The organism is Olleya sp. Ti.3.14 (assembly GCF_038154885.1).
Classification (GTDB): domain Bacteria; phylum Bacteroidota; class Bacteroidia; order Flavobacteriales; family Flavobacteriaceae; genus Olleya.
On the sequence record NZ_JBAKAO010000007.1, the window covers coordinates 1 to 20,575 of the forward strand.

Here is a 20,575-nt window from a genome sequence, read left to right on the forward strand (position 1 = left end):
ATACTAACACTAATGGTGTATTAGAACCTACGGAAACTTGGATCTTTACTGCGCCTAACTACACCGTGACTCAAGCGGATATTGATGCTGGTGTAATTACTAACACCGTAACTGTAACTGGTAATGAAATTCTTAATAACACTGAAGTTTCTGCTAATGATACTTACGTGATTGATGAAAATAATACGGACGTAATGTTCTGTCCTCCTACAGGCTCAATAAATATTGTTAAAACTGGTGTTTTCAATAATGATAATGACAATGAATGTACTGAAATTGACGAAACTATATCTTATACTTTCACTGTTACAAACACTGGTAATGTTTCATTAGGTAACATTGTTATAACGGATTCTTTATTAGATAATGCTATTCCTACGGTAACTATTTCATTAATATCTGGTGACCTAAACAACAATAATATCTTAGAGCCAACTGAAACTTGGATCTATACCGCGACATATTTAGTTACTCAAATAGACATAGATGCTACAGAAGTAATTAATATAGCAACAGTAAATTCTGTTATAATTGTTAATGGTGAAATAGTAACTGATACTGATCAAATAACAACTGAATTAATAGAAGATATTACTCCACCTGATTCTTCTACTTGTGAAATACTAGATGAGACTATCGAATGTAATGGAGATAATAACTTAGAACTAGCAACAAATTGGGATAATGCTAACATATTAGCTTTAGAGAATTGTGCTACTGATGCGTGTGATGATACTATAGAAGTAACATCTGATTTCGATTATAATAATCTAATATCTACATGTGGAAATAGTGGAACAATCCTAGTAACTTATACTCTTACAGATGCTACTGGAAACTTTAGTATGTATACTGCTACAATCACAATAGAAGACACAACTGGTCCTGACTTAACTGCTTGTACTGTGATTGATGAAACTATCGAATGTGGTGGAACAGATAACCAAACAATTGCTGATGCTTGGAATGCAGAAAACATGACTGCACTTCAATCTTGTGGTACTGATACTTGTGATGTTGATCCAACTAATACTGTAACGTCTGATTACGACTTTGCTAACTTAGTGTCAACTTGTGGTGCTAGTGGTACAATTACTGTTACTTATACTGTAGCTGATGATTGTGGTAACACATCTCAGTTAACTGCTACACTTACTCTAGAAGACACAACTGGTCCTGACTTAACTGCTTGTACTGTGATTAATGAAACTATCGAATGTGGTGGAACAGATAACCAAACAATTGCTGATGCTTGGAATGCAGAAAACATGACTGCACTTCAATCTTGTGGTACTGATACTTGTGATGTTGTTCCAACTAATACTGTAACGTCTGATTACGACTTTGCTAACTTAGTGTCAACTTGTGGTGCTAGTGGTACAATTACTGTTACTTATACTGTAGCTGATGATTGTGGTAACACATCTCAGTTAACTGCTACACTTACTCTAGAAGACACAACTGGTCCTGACTTAACTGCTTGTACTGTGATTGATGAAACTATCGAATGTGGTGGAACAGATAACCAAACAATTGCTGATGCTTGGAATGCAGAAAACATGACTGCACTTCAATCTTGTGGTACTGATACTTGTGATGTTGATCCAACTAATACTGTAACGTCTGATTACGACTTTACTAACTTAGTGTCAACTTGTGGTGCTAGTGGTACGATTACTGTTACTTATACTGTAGCTGATGATTGTGGTAACACATCTCAGTTAACTGCTACACTTACTCTAGAAGACACAACTGGTCCTGACTTAACTGCTTGTACTGTGATTAATGAAACTATCGAATGTGGTGGAACAGATAACCAAACAATTGCTGATGCTTGGAATGCAGAAAACATGACTGCACTTCAATCTTGTGGTACTGATACTTGTGATATTGATCCAACTAATACTGTAACGTCTGATTACGACTTTGCTAACTTAGTGTCAACTTGTGGTGCTAGTGGTACAATTACTGTTACTTATACTGTAGCTGATGATTGTGGTAACACATCTCAGTTAACTGCTACACTTACTCTAGAAGACACAACTGGTCCTGACTTAACTGCTTGTACTGTGATTGATGAAACTATCGAATGTGGTGGAACAGATAACCAAACAATTGCTGATGCTTGGAATACAGAAAACATGACTGCACTTCAATCTTGTGGTACTGATACTTGTGATGTTGATCCAACTAATACTGTAACGTCTGATTACGACTTTACTAACTTAGTGTCAACTTGTGGTGCTAGTGGTATGATTACTGTTACTTATACTGTAGCTGATGATTGTGGTAACACATCTCAGTTAACTGCTACACTTACTCTGGAAGACACAACTGGTCCAGCATTATTAAGTACATTAGATTTACCAAGTAGTGTAATATGTTCTAATGTACCAGAGGTACCACAATTAGACTTTGAAGACACTTGTTCTTTAAACCCAGTGACAGTTGAATTTAACGAAACAACTACATTTACTGGCGAAGAAGAGATTTATGATATCATTTGGACATGGACTGCTACTGATGATTGCGGAAATGAAAATGTGATTACTCATACAATTAATGTGATAACAGAAAACTTTACAACACCTTTAGAAGGTGAAAAATGTATCGAAGATGGTTTAATTGATTTATACGATTATTTACCAGAAGTTTCGGATAACACGATAGAATGGGTTGCAGTTACTGAAGGTGTTACAATAATAGATGGTATTTTTGATCCATTAGAAGTTGAGCTTGGTGATTATGTATTCACTTACACAACTTTAAATAACGGTTGTTTAAATACTTTCGAATTAACAATAACTATTCATGATGATTGTACCGTTTTACCATGTGGTGAAGATGATTTAAAAATTTCTAAAGCTGTAACACCAAATGGTGATGCTTATAACGAATTTTTCACTGTAGGTGGTGTTGAAGAATGTGGATTTATTATCGACATAAAAATCTTTAACCGATTTGGAGATATTGTTTACGAATCTAGAGATTACCAAAACAATTGGAATGGTCAAAGCCCAAGCGGTTCAGTAGGATCTGCAGGAAGGTTACCAAACGGAACATATTATTACGTAATAGATATAAAAGATAGTGGTATTAAACCATTAGCTGGTCCTCTTTATTTAGGAACTAAATAACGATTATAAATGAAAAAAATAAATATATTCAGTATTGCTCTAGTGTTTATATGTAGTTCAGCACAACTATTAGCACAACAGTTGCCCCAATTTTCGCAATACATGTTTAATACTATTTCAATAAATCCAGCATATGCTGGAAGTAGAGAAACTATTAGTGTGGTAGGTCTACATAGAAGTCAATGGGTTGGATTAGCTGGTGCTCCGACAACATCAACGGTTTCTGTACATGCGCCATTAAAAAATGAAAAAATAGGTTTAGGACTATCTATTATTAATGACGAGTTAGGTTACGAAAATTTTGTTTATGCCTATGGTGATTTTTCTTACACTATTGAGCTTTCAGAAAAAACAAAATTGGCATTTGGTTTAAAAGCTGGATTTACTCATTATAACCTAGACCAAGAAGGTTTTCTAGATGATCCAACTGTAGCAATAGACCCTTTCTTTAGTAATTTTACAAATAGATGGAATCCAAATGTTGGTGTTGGTGCTTATTTACATCAAAACAAATGGTACGTTGGTTTATCTGCCCCAAGAATATTGAATACAGATTATAACGAAAGTGCTTTAGATCCAGAAGTAGACTACATAGCTTTAGAGCGTGTTGGATATTATTTGACTGCTGGTTATGTATTTGAATTAAATGAATCTACTAAACTTAAACCATCTGCATTAGTTAAATTAACAAATGGTGCTCCTGTATCATTTGACCTAAGTGCACATTTACTATTTGACGAAAAGTTTTGGATTGGTGGAAGTTATAGATATAATAGAGATACATCAACTATTGGTGCATTGGCAGATTTTCAGGTATCACCTCAAATGAGAATTGGTTATGCCTATGAACATTATATAACAGATCTAAGACCATACACTGGAGGAACGCATGAAATATTACTAATGTTTGAAGTCTTTAAACCTACAAAACGTGTTAAATCACCAAGATATTTTTAAAATGAAAATGAAAATAACCGCATATCTAGTTTTATTTTTATTTGTACAACAAGCTGTTGCACAAACTAAAGTTGCAGATAACTTTTTTAGAGATTTTTCTTATGAAAAAGCTGCAGAGCTATATAAGGAAGCAATAAAAAAAGAAGATAGTACAGAGCATATATTGAAAAGAATTGGTGACTGCTATTTCAATATTAGCAAGCTTGAAAAAGCAGAATTTTGGTATAATAAAGCCATAAACAAATATCCTTCTATCGATACTGAATACATATATAAATATGTACAAACTTTAAGAAGTCAAAAAAAATACGAATTAGCAAACGACTATTTAAGAACGTTTAATAATAAAAACAAAAAGGATAATCGTATTAAAAATATTGACAACTTTAATATTGAAAACTATAATCAATTAACTAATACAGAGAAGGTATATGTCGAATTTGAAAACCTTCCTATTAATACCAGATATTCAGATTTTGGAGGTTATGAGTTTAAAGATAAGTTATACTACTACTCTACTTGGGTTAAAGATTCTATCACAGATGAAAATGAATTATATGATTGGAATAACGAACCTTTCTTAAATATTTTTGAAGCTGATATAAAAATTGAAAATGCTATTAAATCTTTTAACGATTCAAAAAAACTAAACGCTACGGTAAATACAAAAGATGACCATGAAGGGTTAGTAACCATTACTAACGATGGTAAGACCATGTACTTTACTAGAAACAATGTAAATAAAAAAGAAAAAAGAAAGTACTCTAAAGAAGGGACTTCTTTTTTAAAAATATACAAAGCAACATTATCTGGAAGTACCTGGACTAATGTAACCGAATTACCATTTAATAAAGATTCGTACTCATGTGGTGCTCCTGCGCTGAGTCCTGATAACAAAACACTATATTTTGTATCTGATATGGATGGTGGATTTGGACAAACTGATTTATATAAAGTAGCAATAAAAAATGATGGTAGCTATGGTACACCTGTTAATTTAGGTCCTGAAATAAATACCGAAGGGAACGAAAAGTTTCCATTTGTAGCCAAGGACTCTACGCTGTATTTTTCTAGTGATGCAAACTTAAATCTTGGTTTACTTGATATTTTTGAAAGTAACTTATTAAAAATTAAAAAAAATGATACCACTCAAGTTTACATTAAAAACTTAGGTGCACCATTTAACAGTCCATACGATGACTTCTGTTTTTTTATTGACACCGAAACTCAAACAGGTTACTTGTCCTCTAATCGAGAAGGTGGTCAAGGTGGAGATGATATTTATGCTTTTGGAAAATACCAATGTAATCAAACTGTTTCTGGTATTGCTTATGACGATTTAACTAAAGAACCTTTAGATAAAGTTAGAGTTGTGATATTGGATGCTAATGGTAAAGTCCTAGATACTTATTTTACAGAAAACGATGGTAAGTATGAATTTAAAGAAGTTGATTGTGATAAAACATTTACTGTTATGGCAGAACGTGTTGTGTATAGACCTGATACCAAAGAATTTACTACAACTCCAGTTAACGGAGAAAATACTGAAATTGATTTATATTTAAAACCATTAATTATCGATAATGAAATTGTAATCAACCCTATTTACTTTGATTATGATAAGTCATATATAAGATCTGATGCTGCATACGAATTAGAAAATATTGTTGCAGTAATGAGAGAACATCCAAGGATGATTATTAAAATAGAGTCTCATACAGACAGTCGTGGTCGTGATGCTTATAACCTTAAGCTATCAGATAGACGTGCTAAATCTACAAGAGATTACTTGTACTCTAGAGGTATTGAAAACGATCGTATACAAAGCGCTATTGGTTATGGAGAGTCACAAATACTTAACAAATGTACCAACGGAGTTAAATGCTCTGATGAAGAACATGAGTTTAATAGACGATCTAAGTTTATAATTACCAATCAGTATAAATAAAAAAAAAGCCTTTCTAATTTAGAAAGGCTTTTTTTTATATGTTACTAATTATTAGTTCTGAATGAAAATACGTGGTTATCACCTTTAACTAACGTCAAGTAAATTTTAAGATAAATCACAATCTTTAATTATTAATTTAATAAAGTTAAGTATTAAAAGTCTTGTAGTAAACAGTTTATGATTATATAAATAAACATAAAATTTCAATAAAAAGTTAGACTCATATATTAATTAATAAAATTAATCTTGAACACAAACAAAGCTATGATAGTTAAAATCCATGCTATTGCGTAGTACTTTTAAGCCTATTATTAAAAGTATTATTCAGCTAAGTACATTAACTTTATAAAAGCGATGACATAGAAGTTTATTGTAATAAACTACCTAAATTAAGAATTACTAATCACTATATATAAAAAAAGCCTTTCTAAATTAGAAAGGCGTTTTTTTATATGTTTACTAGGTTTTATTTCTTTACAAAAATATTTGTAAAGTACCATTTGTTGTTTTCATCTAACTCTGCAGATATATCAAAATCTGTAAAATCACCTTCAATAGTCCTTTTATGACCATCACTATTCAACCAAGCGTTTACTACTGAACTTGCACTTGAAAAACCATAAGCAACGTTTTCTGACACTTTTAAAGCGTTTGCATTATTTACTAAATAGTTTTTTCTGCTATAAAAATTATCATGGTTTACTTCATTAATATTAACCATATAATCAGTATGAGAAAATGCTTGACCTTTAATAATATTAAGATTGTCTAAAGTATTTAAACCAAGACTAATCCTGTGTTGATTAATTAATTCTAAAATTTCAATTTCAATAGGTTTAGCATCAGGAATAACTAAAACGCTAGAGTCTTCAAAAGTTTCATCCATTGTATCTGTAGAACAGGATGTTAATGAAATTGCAATGCAAAAAACAATAAGTAGGCTAGTAATTCTTCTCATTTTTTAAGGAGTTAAGGTTATCTGGGACTCCAAAAATATAACAGCTTAGTCTATTAAACTGTTAAAGAAATGTTAAAATCGATGAAAAACATGCTTTTTGACGAAGTACTATGCATTTTATCGATGAAATACATAATTTAGATGCATTTTAGCGACTATTTTATGGACATAAACGATTTTTCAGCCAGTTAAAATCCGAATCTAAGGTGTAAACTACGCGATCATGCAATCTATTAGGTCTACCTTGCCAAAACTCCATTGACACAGGCTTAACTATATAACCTCCCCAATATTCAGGTCGTTCTATGTTTTTATTTTGATATTCTTCCTCTAATCTTTTTAAATCATCCTCTAACACTTGCCTATTAGCAACTACACTACTTTGCCTAGATACTATTGCTCCTAATTGACTTCCTCTTGGTCGCGACTCAAAATAACCATCGCTTAAATTTGTAGCAATTTTTTCTGTTTGTCCTTTAATTATAATTTGACGTTCTGCTCCATGCCAAAAAAATGAAAGACAAACATTAGGGTTATGTTGGATAGCTTTACCTTTTTCACTCTCATAGTTTGTATAAAATATAAAACCTTCATAAGTGAATTTTTTAAGTAACACTACTCTACTTTTAGGAAAACCGTCTGTACCAATGGTAGAAATAGTCATGGCATTAGTTTCATCTTGTGGGAAAAAATTATCCACTTCATTAAACCAAGATCTAAAAAGTTCAATTGGATTTTCCGGAGTATCTTCTAATAATAGTGCTCCTTTTTCGTAAGATTTTCTGTAATTACTTAAGTCTTTTTCCATAACTGAATTTTTACTGTAAATTTAAGAGATTAAATTATTTTTTAATATGTCAAAACATTTAAAAATTAAGTACAAGTTTAGATGTTAAAACAAAGTAGTAAAGCCAGTTTTAAAATTCAAAAACTTTACCATCATCTCCTAACATGACATTATTAAAGATAGTTTGAGCTTCTATTTTAAATTGATTTAAGTCCTCGTACCTGGTCGAGTAATGTCCTAGTATTAATTGACCAACATTAGCTTGTTTAGCGATACTAGCTGCTTGTTTTGCTGTGCTGTGCTTTGTAGGTTTAGCTAACTTTAAATGTTGATCTAAAAAAGTGGACTCGTGGTATAATACATCCACCTTATTAATTATAGGGATAATTGCTTCGTTGTAGGCTGTATCACTGCAAAATGCATAACTTTTAGCTTTATTTGGAGGCAGTGTAACGGTTTCGTTTTTTATTAACTGTCCATCTTCGTTAACAACATCAAAGCCTTGTTTTAACTTTCTGTAATAGGCCACATCAATATTATTATTCAATACTGCATTCATATCTAATTTACGATCTCCTGCTTTTTCTTTAAAAAGAAATCCATTAGTATAAACACGATGATCTAACGGAATTGTACGAACTTCGACCTTGTCATCTTCAAAAATTAACTCAGACGACTTACTATTTAATTCGTGAAAATAAAGATTGTAATTAGTCCATGAGTTGGCTAATTTCATTTGAAGTGTAATAACATCCTTTAAGCCTTTTGGTGCGTGTATATGCAAGTCTGCTTCGCGTCCTAATAGTCTAAAGGTTGAAATTAATCCAATCAAACCAAAAAAATGATCGCCATGTAAATGCGAAATAAAAATATGCTTAATTCTATTAAATTTAATCTTATGCCTACGTAACTGTACTTGTGTACCTTCTCCGCAATCTATCATAAAAAGATGATTGTTTATTTCTAAAACCTGAGAGGTTGGATTGGTAAAAGTACGTGGTGTTGCGCTGTAGCAACCTAAGATATTTAATTTCATTGTGTTTAATTATTGATTGGTAGTTTATTACTTTTAGTAAAGTGAAAAACACACGTATTAGAACCCTAAATCGCGTTCCATATCTTCCATTTCAATAATATCTTTAGCTTCTTGCAATGTAGGTACAATGACAATTTCTTCTGGAGTTTTGTCAGTATTGATTCCTTCGTTTACGATTACAAAAGAATGTTTTGCAGCACGATGTTGATTGGATAATCTTAAAAACTCGATAATTTGTTCTAAAGAAATTGGTTTGATAGTATTTAAATTAATAATTAAATTATTGTTTTTAAATTTTGGATAAAGGGTTTCTATTTTTTTTACTAATTCAATAACCGAAGCATTTTCTTGGGTTATAATAGTTAAATTTTCATTTTGATCTATAATCATAACTATTGTTTTATTTTGGATGCTAAAAGGTATATTACTGCCATTCTAACAGCAACTCCGTTTTGCACTTGATCTAAAATTATGGCTTGTTTTGAGTCTGCAACGTCGCTGGTAATCTCCACTCCTCGATTTATTGGTCCAGGATGCATAATAGTTATCTCTTTATCTAAGCTATCCAATAATGCTTTGTTGACACCAAATTGCTGTGTATACTCTCTAGTAGATGGAAAATAACTAATATCCATTCTTTCGTTTTGTACACGTAACATATTGGCTACATCACACCAATTTAGAGCTTTGCGTAAATCTGTCTCTACTTTTACACCTAATTTATCAATATGCTTTGGTAGTAATGTTTTAGGACCACACACCATTACATTGGCACCTTGAAGTTTTAAAGCGTAAATATTAGATAATGCCACACGACTGTGTAATATGTCTCCAACTATAACGACGTTTTTACCTTTTACACTACCCAATCGCTCTCTAATAGAATAACTATCTAATAAGGCTTGTGTAGGATGCTCATGCGCTCCATCTCCTGCATTTATGATACTTGCATTAACGTGTTTAGATAAAAAAACGCCTGCTCCTGGATTAGGATGACGCATAACTACCATATCCACTTTCATGGATAATATGTTGTTTACAGTATCTATTAATGTTTCTCCTTTTTTGACTGAGGATTGCGAGGCTGAAAAATTTATTACATCTGCAGATAAACGTTTTTCAGCTAACTCAAAAGACAATTTAGTTCTTGTAGAATTTTCAAAAAATAAATTGGCTATTGTAATATCACGAAGCGAAGGTACTTTTTTAATCGGACGATTAATCACTTCTTTAAAGTGGTCTGCTGTTTTAAAAATAAGCTCAATATCTTGTTTGTTAAGATATTTAATTCCTAATAAGTGATTGACACTTAATTCGCTCATAACTTTAATTATTTATTAGATATACTGTGTCTTCTCCTTCATTTTCAACCCAATTAACTTTGACTTTTTCATTATTAATTGCATCTACCTGTCTACCTCTGTAATCTGGTTGTATTGGTAAGTGTCTGCTAAAACGTCTATCAATAAGTGTTAGCAATTCAATCTCTTTAGGTCTACCAAACGATTGTATTGCTGTTAAAGCTGATCTAATACTACGACCTGTGTATAATACATCATCAATAAACACAATTTTTTTATCCTCTACTTGTACATTAATTTCTGTGGTACTTGCTTCCAAAGGTTTATCACTTCTTCTAAAATCATCTCTATAAAATGTAATATCCAAATGACCTAATTGCAGATTTTTGATTTTATATTCTTCTTTTAATAAAGAAGCTATCCTATTTGCAAGATATTTACCTCTAGGCTGAATACCTATTAATACAGTATTAGAAAAATCGTTATGTTTTTCAATGAGTTGGCAAGCCAATCTATGTAAGATGATGTTGACTTCTGTTGCATTAAGTAGCACTTTTTGACTCATAGTGTTCCAAACGGGTTTGGTAAACAAATGTAAAGTAAATTATGATAACAAGAAAGTTGTTTTTTGTTTTAGCATAAAAAAGGAGTCTTATTTCTAAAACTCCTTTTATAAATTTAAAATATATAGCCTCTAACTTTTTATAAATTTGTGGTGATATTTTGAAGTATCATCCTCCAACAGTAAAACATATACTCCTGTATTTAATGTAGAAATATCTATTGTATCTAGTTGATCTAGACTATTAACTGTTTTTACCTGCTTACCGTCTAAACTATATATTTGATAAGATTCAAAATCATTATTTGTTACTATCTGTAAATGGTTTGGTTTATTAATAATTTTATACTCTTTAACCTCCTCTGTAGCTATACTTAATGTAGCATCATATTCGCTATACATCGTTACTGTCGTTGTAGATAACAAACTTGATAATAAAGGCGCTAAAAGACCTTGAGGTGTGTTGACCCTTAGGTAGTATACATCGTTTGGGTCAAAATTATCAATTACAAAAGTAAAACTTCCGTTAGCAAGTATTAAAACATTGTAATTGCTACAAACTACTTCTTGTAAATTAGACGTATCTCCTCCTGGAGCTAATAGTATTTGGTAATCAAATTGAGATAAAACACTTAACCCCAAACTAAACATACCTATAGTTAACTTATTAGCACCTGAATTAATGGAATGCTTATAAAAAACGTCCTCATCAAAAGGTCCTGAACAACTATAAGGTACTGATGACGCTGTTGCTGAAGTAAAGTTAATAAGATTAACGCTTAGATTTGAACCGTTCACAGGAATGGCTTCAGCCACAGTATTTCCTGTCTGCGCATGTGCAGTAGTAAATCCTACTACTAACACTAATAGTAATAATTTTTTCATAATAAAAAGATTTAAATTAATATTAAGCTAACAATCAGTTTAGGGAAACTAAAAACACTTAAAAAATAAATCAATGTATTGCAATACGAAAAATTTGATTCAACATTAAATTAAAAATATTATGCTGTTTATCAAAATGTTATCGATGAAATGACCATAATTTTAACAATTATAGCCATGATATGATAATTTCTGAAATAATATTCTTACAATATAAATAGCTGATTTTAAATGAAAAAGGAAATTATATTACGCAACTTATATATAATAGATGCAACTAGTTAATAAGGCTATAACTAATTAAAACCACATAATTAACAGTATAAATTGCTAGGATTGATACAATAAAAAAAGCCTCTCATTACTGAGAGGCTTTTAAATTTATAATAAAAAGAGGAAATTATTTTTTCCCGTCCATTTTATCTTTTAATGCTTGTAAAGCTTCGTTTGCATCACCTAAAGTTGGTTTAGACTCGGCAGCTTGATCAGCAGCTTTCTTAACAGCAGCTTTTACGTTAGCCATTTCTTCAGCTTTAAAGATAGCAGTATGAGATGCTACAACACGTTTGAATTCTTTATTAAATTCAATGATTTTAAATTCAGCAGTATCACCTTTTTTCAACATCTTACCGTCTTCTTTTTCAAGGTGACGAGATGGTACAAAAGCAACGATATCTTCGTTAAATTCAATTGTAGCTCCTTTATCTACAACATCAGCAATTTCTGCAGTATGAGTTGTATCTAAAGCAAATTCAGTTTCGTATTTATCCCAAGGATTCTCAGTTGTTTGTTTATGACCTAAAGATAATTTACGTCCTTCAACATCTAACTCTAATACTACTACATCTAATTTATCTCCTACGTTACAGAACTCAGATGGGTGTTTGATTTTCTTAGTCCAAGATAAGTCAGAGATGTAAATTAATCCATCAATACCTTCTTCTAATTCAACAAAAACTCCAAAGTTAGTAAAGTTACGTACAATACCTGTATGCTTAGACGCTACTGGGTATTTAGTTGTAATGTCAGTCCAAGGATCTGCAGATAATTGCTTGATACCTAATGACATTTTACGATCTTCTCTATCTAAAGTTAAGATAACCGCATCAATTTCGTCTCCAACTTTTACAAAGTCGTTAGCAGAACGTAAGTGAGTAGACCATGACATTTCTGACACGTGTACTAAACCTTCAACACCTTCTGCAACTTCGATAAATGCACCATAATCAGCGATTACAACAACTTTACCTTTAACTTTATCACCTACAGCAACATTTTCTCCTAAAGCATCCCATGGGTGTTTAGATAATTGCTTAAGACCTAATTGGATTCTAGACTTATCTTCATCAAAGTCTAAGATTACAACATTTAATTTTTGATCTAATTCAACAATCTCATTTGGATGGTTGATACGAGACCAAGATAAATCTGTAATGTGAACTAAACCATCAACACCACCAAGATCAATAAACACACCATAAGAAGTAATGTTTTTAACAACACCTTCTAATACTTGTCCTTTTTCTAGTTGACCAATGATTTCTTTCTTCTGCTCTTCAATATCAGCTTCAATTAAAGCTTTATGAGAAACTACTACGTTTTTAAATTCGTGGTTGATTTTAACAACTTTAAATTCCATAGTTTTGTTTACGTACTGATCGTAATCTCTAATTGGCTTAACGTCAATTTGAGATCCTGGTAAGAATGCTTCGATACCAAAAACATCTACAATCATACCACCTTTAGTACGACATTTAACAAAACCGTTAACAATTTCACCAGTTTCGTTAGCTTTGATTACTCTATCCCAAGCCTTAATTACACGAGCTTTTCTGTGAGATAATACTAATTGTCCTGTTGCGTCTTCACGTACATCAATTAATACTTCTACTTTGTCTCCTACTTTTAAGTCTGGATTGTATCTAAATTCGTTTAAAGAAATAACTCCTTCAGACTTAGCGTTGATATCAATAATAGCATCACGATCTGTCATGTGTACTACTGTTCCTTCAACAACCTCATCATCTAAAGTATCTACGAAATTTTCTGATACTAATTTTTCAAATTCTTTTAATTGAGAATCTTCAACCTCATCAATACCTTCTTGGTAGTTGTGCCAGTTAAATTCTGCTAAGAATTTTTCAGGGTTTGCTTGTGCTTCAGATACTACTGGAGCATTTTTTGTGTCTGCTACTTGAGCTTCTACTTCCGCTTGTTTTGCTTTTTCAGCCATTTAAAAAATTTTAATAGTGTACGTTTCGCTTTCGCTGAAATATAAATACACTATGTTTTGTATTCTGTTATGTTTAGAAGATTTAGGCGCTAACACACAGAAGTGTTATAAATAAAATTGTTTGATTCCTTTTCATCATTCTTGAGTGCGCTAAAAAGGTGTGCAAAAATACTACTTTTTGACAATATTGCCAAATACTATTATAAAAATAATAATTAGCTGACTATCAATACTCTATAAAATATAATTTTTTATTAAAAATTTCACTTTATCGGATATTTTAAACACTTTAACTAAGAATATTTGAAATACTATTTTCCTTGAGAAATGTCTTAATATAATTACTATCTTTAAGAAAGAATAACATTTAAAAACAAATTAATTATGGCTGTAAAAGCAAAATATCAAAGTGTACTTGATTTAGGAGAAAAATTAAACATCGCTAACGGAAACGTTACTGAAGAGAATGGTGTATTAAAAGTTAAAGGAACTGCTGCTACACAATATGAAAAAAATCTAATGTGGGACGCTATTAAAGCTGCTGGTGGAGATAGTCCTACTGACATTTTAGCAAATATTGAAGTTGCTGACGAGTCTGTTTACGCAAGACACACTGTAAAAGGTGGTGATACTTTAGGAAAAATTGCTAAACATTATTACGGTAATGCAGGAAAATATACTGCTATTTTTGAGGCTAACAAGGATATTTTAAATAATCCTGATGTAATCCACCCAGATCAAGAGTTAAAAATTCCAAATTTGTAGGAGTTTAATAGCAAACTATGTAAGCGAATTGTTTCAGCGAAAGCTAACAATTCGCTTTTTTTATGATTAAAATTTAAGATTCTATTTTAATTTATCTAGTGTTTGCGTAACTAAATTTAATATCGTATCAAATTGCTCTGTTAGCGACAAATCAGAGTTGTCAATTTCTATAGCATCATCTGCTTTTACTAAAGGGGAGTCCTCTCTATTAGAGTCTATATAATCACGTTCTTGCACATTACGTAACACGTCGTTATATTGTACATCGTCTCCTCTATTAATTAACTCGTTATAACGTCTTGTTGCACGTTTGTCCGCAGATGCTGTCATAAATAATTTTAACTCTGCATACGGAAACACAACTGTACCAATATCGCGACCATCCATAACAACACCTTTATCCTTACCCATTTTTTGTTGCTGCTTAACTAACTGATATCTTACTTCTGGAATAGTAGATACTTGACTAACAAAACTGGAGACTTCTAATGTTCTAATTTCGCGCTCGATATTTACACCATTTAAATATACCTCTGCAAAACCTAATTCTGAATTAAACTTAAAACTTATAGTTACTTTATCCAAATTAGAAACTAGACTTAAGACGTCAAAATGATTTTTATCAATCCATCCATTTTGCATGGTAAATAAAGTTACTGCTCTATACATGGCTCCTGTATCTACATACACATAACCTAAATGTTTTGCCAATTGCTTAGCTACTGTACTTTTACCTGTTGATGAAAAACCGTCTATTGCTATGGTGATTTTTTGCACTTATTTTTATTTTTAGAATTCAAAAATAAACATTAATTTTTGAACATTTAAAGATGATTAATGTAATGATTTATAGTTACAGCCTAGAAAAACTTATTATTTAGACTTACTGTAAATCTATATTTAACCCAAAGAAATTTGCGTTACTTGCTGCTGTATATTTAGCATGTGTATAACTAAAACGTAACTTATTAATTTTAAGACCAAAACCTGCAGATAATCCAGAAAAATTACGTTGGTCTACAATTCTAAGCTCCTCTGCACGTCTAAAATTATAACCTAATCTTATATTAAAGCCTTTATCAGGAAATAACTCGGCTCCTATAATAGTGTGACGCATTACATTATTAATAAACCCTACTTTTTCTTGTGTTTGATTACCTTCTAAATCTGTAGTAACTCTAGCTGGATTAGCTTCTCCAATTGGCCACTGTTGCAAGTTTTCAAAAGTTAAGTGCCAACGCAATGGGACATTTTCTAACGTCTGAGACAATCCTAGTGTAATATCTAATGGCAAACTTTCGCGTTGTCCTGCATAAGTTGTGATTTGTGTACCTAAATTTCTGACTACTAATGCTGCTTGAAACTCTAATTTTTCGTCAACATACATTAAACCTAAATCTGTAGCAATACCAAAAGAGCTGTATTGTTCTAAACTTGAAGTGATAAACTTTAAGTTTCCGCCAAAATAAAAATCTGAATATCCTATTTGTAAAGCGTATCCTAACGATAAAGCTGCTTCTGTACCTGTAAAAGTACCTGTAGATATTCCATTTTCATCATAACCATCAAAATCACCATAATTAATATAGGTCATTCCAGCATGTAATGTTTGTGTGCGTCTGTCCCAAGTATAAGCATAAGCAGCAGTACCATAAGTAATACCACCCAAATAGTTACTAAAATTTAAAGAAAATTGATTATCCATTTCTGGATTAATTGCACTTGGATTGTACAAACCTTGAGTAACGTCGTAATCTATATTAGTTAAGACCTTTCCTCCTAATGCTGCTTGACGTGGTGATGAGACTAAATTTAAAAATTGATATGTTGATTGTCCACCTAATTGCGCAAAGCAAATAGTACTAGAAAATAAAATTAAAAGTGGGACAATCTTTTTCTTAAACATAGTTTGCAAAGTAAATAAATCTACATTAAAACGTAGTTATTGTAGATTTATTTTTTTACTTCAATTTTAACTTTTGTCCAATCTTTAAATTGTTGAATTGAATATCATTTAACTTACTTAAGTTTTCAACCGTTGTATTATACCTTTTAGATAAATTGTATAAGTTATCTCCTTTTACAACAACATGATATTCAGGTGTTTTATCAGCTTCTTCAGTATTATTTAAAGTGTTATTATCTAACACTTCGGTTTCAATGGTTGCCTCTACTTTATCTTCCAAAACAACTTCCTCTGTTTCAAGTTTAGTGTTTTCATTTTCAGTAACAAGCTCTTCTTCTTTAAAAACCGATTTAGTTTCTTCTAATTTAACGTTAGCCTCTTCTTTTAAAACAGCTTTTTGTCTAGCTAGCTCTAATTGTTTTTTAGCTTCTTCTAATTGTTTTTTTGCTGCAATTACTTCTGCAGAATCTTCTTCTTGTATTATCACATCTTCTTCCACAACTAAAGGCACTATGTTAGGCTTAGAATAGCTGGTATTTTTTGGAGCAGGCATTGCTACTTTATTGGTTTGTGTTGGTACTGGAGGAGGTGGTAATGTTGCAGGAGATTCTCCTACTGGCAATCTAGCTATTATTCGCTCTTCGCCTACATAACTTATTACTGGACTACTAGATGGTACTAAAATACGTTTTACAATTTTAACCTTTTGTCCTAAGCTTAAAGCATTATTTGCTAACTTATTATCATTTACAATTTGATCTACACTTAAATTGTGCTTTTTAGAAATTGCAGATAATGTCTCTCCTTTTACAACTGTATGATAGGATATATCGTTATAAACAACACCACTGGAAGTTGTTGTCAATTCTTCAGGATTTGTGTCTGCATGCGATCTAAATACATACTCACCTGTCTTAGTTGACATAAAGGCTTCCTTACCTTCTACTTCTATAGGTAAAAACTCTTCTTCAATGTCTTGAGAAAAACCAATAGTAACAGTTAATATGGTTAGAATAAATAGTAGTTTTTTCATTATAAATTAAATTAATTTTAACAAATATAAACTATTGATTCAAACTATCTTAAAAATAGTGTTTTTCCTACAATTATTATGTTATCCTTTATATTATTAAGGCTTTGTATAGTTGCAATTGGCACACTTGTTTTTTTAGAAATACTATACAATGTATCGCCTTTTTTTACAATCCACACAGTACTAACTTTTACTTTAGCTGAATTAGCATAACCTATTTTTAATCTTTGATTTATTGAAATCAGGTTAGTACTTAAGTTATTAATTGCTTTAATATGTGAAATACTTACGCCATATTTATTAGATATGGCGTATAGTGTATCTCCTTGTTCTACAATATGGGTTGTTATTAAATCTGTTTCACCATTTACTACCTCTTGTTTCTTGTCTGAATTATTGTCAACAAACTTGGTAATTCCAGTTTTAGTATTTAAAACTGCAGGTTTACCATCCAGTATAACATTAACCAAGTTTTGATCTTGAGCTAAAGCTATTGCTGAATTTAGTATAACTACAATAAAGAATAACCTTTTAAAAAGACTTGATGTCTTATAACTTTTTAGCATTACTTACCTTTTGACTTGTCACTGCAATTTTAATAACATCCAACATATCTGACACATAGTGAAACGTTAGACCTTTTAAATATTCTGGTTTAATTTCTTCTATATCTCTTCTATTGTCTTCACATAATAAAATCTCTTTTATTCTTGCACGCTTAGCAGCTAGTATTTTTTCTTTAATACCTCCTACTGGTAATACTTTACCACGCAATGTAATCTCGCCAGTCATTGCTAAACTTTTCTTTACTTTACGTTGTGTAAATAAAGAGACTAATGACGTTAACATAGTAACTCCTGCACTTGGTCCATCTTTAGGTGTTGCTCCTTCTGGTACGTGGATGTGCACATTATATTTTTCAAATACCTCAGGGTTAATATTTAACTCTTCAGCGTGAGCCTTAATAAACTCCATAGCAATGGTAGACGATTCCTTCATTACCTTACCTAAGTTTCCGGTAATATTTAATGCGCCTTTTCCTTTAGATAAAATAGATTCAATAAACAAAATATCTCCACCTACTCTTGTCCAGGCTAAACCTGTAACAACGCCAGCAACATTATTGTTTTCGTATTTATCACGTTCTAATTTTGGACCACCTAATATTTCTACTATATCGTCGTTTGAAATCTTGATATTATATTCTTCTTCCATTGCAATATTTTTAGCTGCATAACGCACCATTTTTGCAATTTGCTTTTCTAAACCACGTACACCAGATTCTCTTGTATAACCTTCTACTATTTTTTCTAGTTGCGGTTTACCTATTTTAATGTGTTTATCTTCTAAACCGTGTTCTTTTAATTGTTTTGGTAACAGGTGTCTTTTAGCTATTTCTACCTTTTCCTCAATAGTATAACCTGTAACGTTAATAATTTCCATACGGTCTCTTAAAGCAGGCTGAATAGTATTTAAACTATTAGTAGTAGCTATAAACATAACTTTAGATAAATCGTAACCCATCTCTAAGAAGTTATCATGGAACTCAGCATTCTGTTCTGGATCTAAAACTTCTAATAATGCAGAAGAAGGATCACCTTGATGAGAGTTGGATAATTTATCAATTTCGTCTAGTACAAAAACTGGATTAGAGGTACCTGCTTTTTTAAGGCTTTGTAAGATACGTCCTGGCATAGCACCAATATAAGTCTTACGATGTCCACGTATTTCTGCTTCGTCACGCAAACCACCTAAACTCATACGTACATATTCGCGACCTAATGCTTCTGCTACAGATTTACCCAATGATGTTTTACCAACTCCTGGAGGTCCATATAAACATAAGATTGGCGACTTCATGTCATTACGTAATTTTAACACTGCTAAGTGCTCGATGATACGCTGTTTGACATCATCTAAACCATAATGATCACGATTTAATATTTTTTCGGCACGCTTTAAATCAAATTTATCTTTACTAAACTTACTCCATGGTAAATCTAAAAATAGGTCCAAATAATTGCGTTGTATAGAATACTCGGCAACCTGAGGATTCATACGTTGCATTTTTGCTAACTCTTTATCAAAATGCTTTCCGACTTTCTCATCCCAATTTTTTGATTTAGCACGCTTTTTCATGTCTTCAATCTCCTCAGCATTACCACCACCAAGTTCTTCCTGAATCGTTTTTAGTTGCTGATTTAAAAAGTACTCACGTTGTTGTTGATTTAAATCACTTTGAACTTTAGATTGGATGTCATTTTTAAGTTCTAGCTTTTGAAACTCGACGTTCATATAACGTAATGTTTCTAGAGCACGATCCTTCAGGTGATTCATTTCTAGAAGCGCCTGTTTTTCATCTACATCCAAATTCATGTTAGACGATACAAAATTGATTAAAAACGAATCACTTTCTATATTTTTAATAGCAAACGTCGCCTCAGTTGGTATATTTGGACTATCCTTAATGATTTGTACAGCTAACTCTTTAATAGACTCAATTATCGCTGCAAACTCTTTGTTTTTTGCTGCAGGTTTTGCTTGTGGTACTTCCTTAACAGTCGCTTTAATGTAAGGTTCTTCTGTTATAACCGTATCAATCTCAAAACGTTTTTTACCTTGTATAATAACTGTTGTGTTACCATCAGGCATTTTTAAAACTTTTAAAATTCTAGCTACAGTACCAATTTGATGTAAATCCTCTGCCTTAGGGTCTTCTACATCTTCATCTATTTGAGAAACAACACCAATGACCTTACCGCCTTTATTAGCGTCATTAATTAATTTAATAGATTTATCACGTCCTGCAGTAATAGGTATTACAACACCTGGAAACAATACTGTGTTACGTAGTGACAAAATTGGAAGTGTTTCTGGCAGTTCCTCTTTTGCTATTTTTTCTTCATCTTCTGGCGTCATTAAAGGGATTAATTCTGAATTTTCATCAAAATCTTGTAATGACAAACTGTCAAGCGATATAAAGTTAGATTTTTTCATAGATATATGTAAGCCAAAATGTCACTGTAATCGTTTCATTTAAGCTATTATGTTTTAAAATTACAAATTA

At 31.6% G+C, this 20,575-nt stretch carries 17 protein-coding genes; 4 read left to right on the forward strand and 13 right to left on the reverse strand.

The features are described 5' to 3' along the window. The 3 genes from V6251_RS10385 to V6251_RS10395 all read left to right on the forward strand — a co-directional run. The coding region (locus tag V6251_RS10385; protein ID WP_341588164.1) for a gliding motility-associated C-terminal domain-containing protein at positions 1 to 3,137 on the forward strand (3,137 nt) is incomplete at its 5' end. A gap of 9 nt (positions 3,138 to 3,146) precedes the next feature. Then, entirely contained in the window at positions 3,147 to 4,094 is a 948-nt protein-coding gene (locus V6251_RS10390; RefSeq protein ID WP_292948870.1) for a PorP/SprF family type IX secretion system membrane protein, read from the forward strand. Positions 4,095 to 4,101: 7 nt separating this feature from the next. Next, positions 4,102 to 6,042 carry an OmpA family protein gene (locus tag V6251_RS10395; RefSeq protein ID WP_341588165.1) on the forward strand — a complete coding sequence of 647 codons (1,941 nt, stop codon included), beginning with the start codon at positions 4,102 to 4,104 and terminating at the stop codon, positions 6,040 to 6,042. A gap of 466 nt (positions 6,043 to 6,508) precedes the next feature. Here the strand turns inward: V6251_RS10395 and V6251_RS10400 are convergent, their stop codons facing one another. From V6251_RS10400 to rpsA, 8 genes are all read right to left on the reverse strand, one after another. Beyond that, positions 6,509 to 7,000, reverse strand: a complete 492-nt coding sequence (locus V6251_RS10400) for a CAP domain-containing protein (protein WP_292948877.1) — start codon at positions 6,998 to 7,000, stop codon at positions 6,509 to 6,511. Positions 7,001 to 7,160: 160 nt separating this feature from the next. Next, positions 7,161 to 7,808, reverse strand: coding sequence for a pyridoxamine 5'-phosphate oxidase (gene pdxH, locus V6251_RS10405; protein ID WP_341588166.1), 648 nt, complete (start codon positions 7,806 to 7,808; stop codon positions 7,161 to 7,163). A gap of 109 nt (positions 7,809 to 7,917) precedes the next feature. Further along, complete coding sequence (locus V6251_RS10410) at positions 7,918 to 8,823, reverse strand: ribonuclease Z (RefSeq protein ID WP_341588167.1); 906 nt, start codon at positions 8,821 to 8,823, stop codon at positions 7,918 to 7,920. Positions 8,824 to 8,880: 57 nt separating this feature from the next. Next, complete coding sequence (locus V6251_RS10415; RefSeq protein ID WP_341588168.1) at positions 8,881 to 9,213, reverse strand: ribonuclease Z; 333 nt, start codon at positions 9,211 to 9,213, stop codon at positions 8,881 to 8,883. A gap of 2 nt (positions 9,214 to 9,215) precedes the next feature. Further along, positions 9,216 to 10,145 (reverse strand): aspartate carbamoyltransferase catalytic subunit, encoded by a 930-nt coding sequence (locus tag V6251_RS10420; RefSeq protein ID WP_292948887.1) that lies wholly within the window; start codon positions 10,143 to 10,145, stop codon positions 9,216 to 9,218. A gap of 4 nt (positions 10,146 to 10,149) precedes the next feature. Continuing rightward, positions 10,150 to 10,689 carry a bifunctional pyr operon transcriptional regulator/uracil phosphoribosyltransferase PyrR gene (gene pyrR / locus V6251_RS10425; protein ID WP_292948890.1) on the reverse strand — a complete coding sequence of 180 codons (540 nt, stop codon included), beginning with the start codon at positions 10,687 to 10,689 and terminating at the stop codon, positions 10,150 to 10,152. 129 nt (positions 10,690 to 10,818) lie between these two features. Continuing rightward, positions 10,819 to 11,571, reverse strand: coding sequence for a T9SS type A sorting domain-containing protein (locus tag V6251_RS10430; RefSeq protein ID WP_341588169.1), 753 nt, complete (start codon positions 11,569 to 11,571; stop codon positions 10,819 to 10,821). 400 nt (positions 11,572 to 11,971) lie between these two features. Beyond that, positions 11,972 to 13,804, reverse strand: a complete 1,833-nt coding sequence (rpsA, locus tag V6251_RS10435; RefSeq protein ID WP_341588170.1) for a 30S ribosomal protein S1 — start codon at positions 13,802 to 13,804, stop codon at positions 11,972 to 11,974. 384 nt (positions 13,805 to 14,188) lie between these two features. Here rpsA and V6251_RS10440 point away from each other — a divergent pair, with 384 nt between their 5' ends. Beyond that, positions 14,189 to 14,569 (forward strand): LysM peptidoglycan-binding domain-containing protein, encoded by a 381-nt coding sequence (locus V6251_RS10440; RefSeq protein WP_145001545.1) that lies wholly within the window; start codon positions 14,189 to 14,191, stop codon positions 14,567 to 14,569. Positions 14,570 to 14,650: 81 nt separating this feature from the next. Here V6251_RS10440 and cmk read toward each other — a convergent pair whose 3' ends face one another. The 5 genes from cmk to lon all read right to left on the reverse strand — a co-directional run bounded on the left by cmk (position 14,651) and on the right by lon (position 20,505). Beyond that, a complete protein-coding gene (cmk, locus tag V6251_RS10445; RefSeq protein ID WP_145001544.1) occupies positions 14,651 to 15,346 on the reverse strand; it encodes a (d)CMP kinase in 696 nt (231 codons plus the stop codon). A gap of 106 nt (positions 15,347 to 15,452) precedes the next feature. Next, complete coding sequence (gene porQ, locus V6251_RS10450) at positions 15,453 to 16,475, reverse strand: type IX secretion system protein PorQ (RefSeq protein ID WP_341588171.1); 1,023 nt, start codon at positions 16,473 to 16,475, stop codon at positions 15,453 to 15,455. 55 nt (positions 16,476 to 16,530) lie between these two features. After that, positions 16,531 to 17,508, reverse strand: coding sequence for a LysM peptidoglycan-binding domain-containing protein (locus V6251_RS10455; protein WP_341588172.1), 978 nt, complete (start codon positions 17,506 to 17,508; stop codon positions 16,531 to 16,533). A 44-nt stretch (positions 17,509 to 17,552) separates the two neighbouring features. Continuing rightward, positions 17,553 to 18,074, reverse strand: a complete 522-nt coding sequence (locus tag V6251_RS10460; RefSeq protein WP_341588173.1) for a LysM peptidoglycan-binding domain-containing protein — start codon at positions 18,072 to 18,074, stop codon at positions 17,553 to 17,555. Then, positions 18,058 to 20,505 carry an endopeptidase La gene (gene lon, locus V6251_RS10465; RefSeq protein WP_341588174.1) on the reverse strand — a complete coding sequence of 816 codons (2,448 nt, stop codon included), beginning with the start codon at positions 20,503 to 20,505 and terminating at the stop codon, positions 18,058 to 18,060. The genes V6251_RS10460 and lon overlap by 17 nt, the downstream gene beginning before the upstream one ends. Between the last annotated feature and the right edge of the window lie 70 nt (positions 20,506 to 20,575).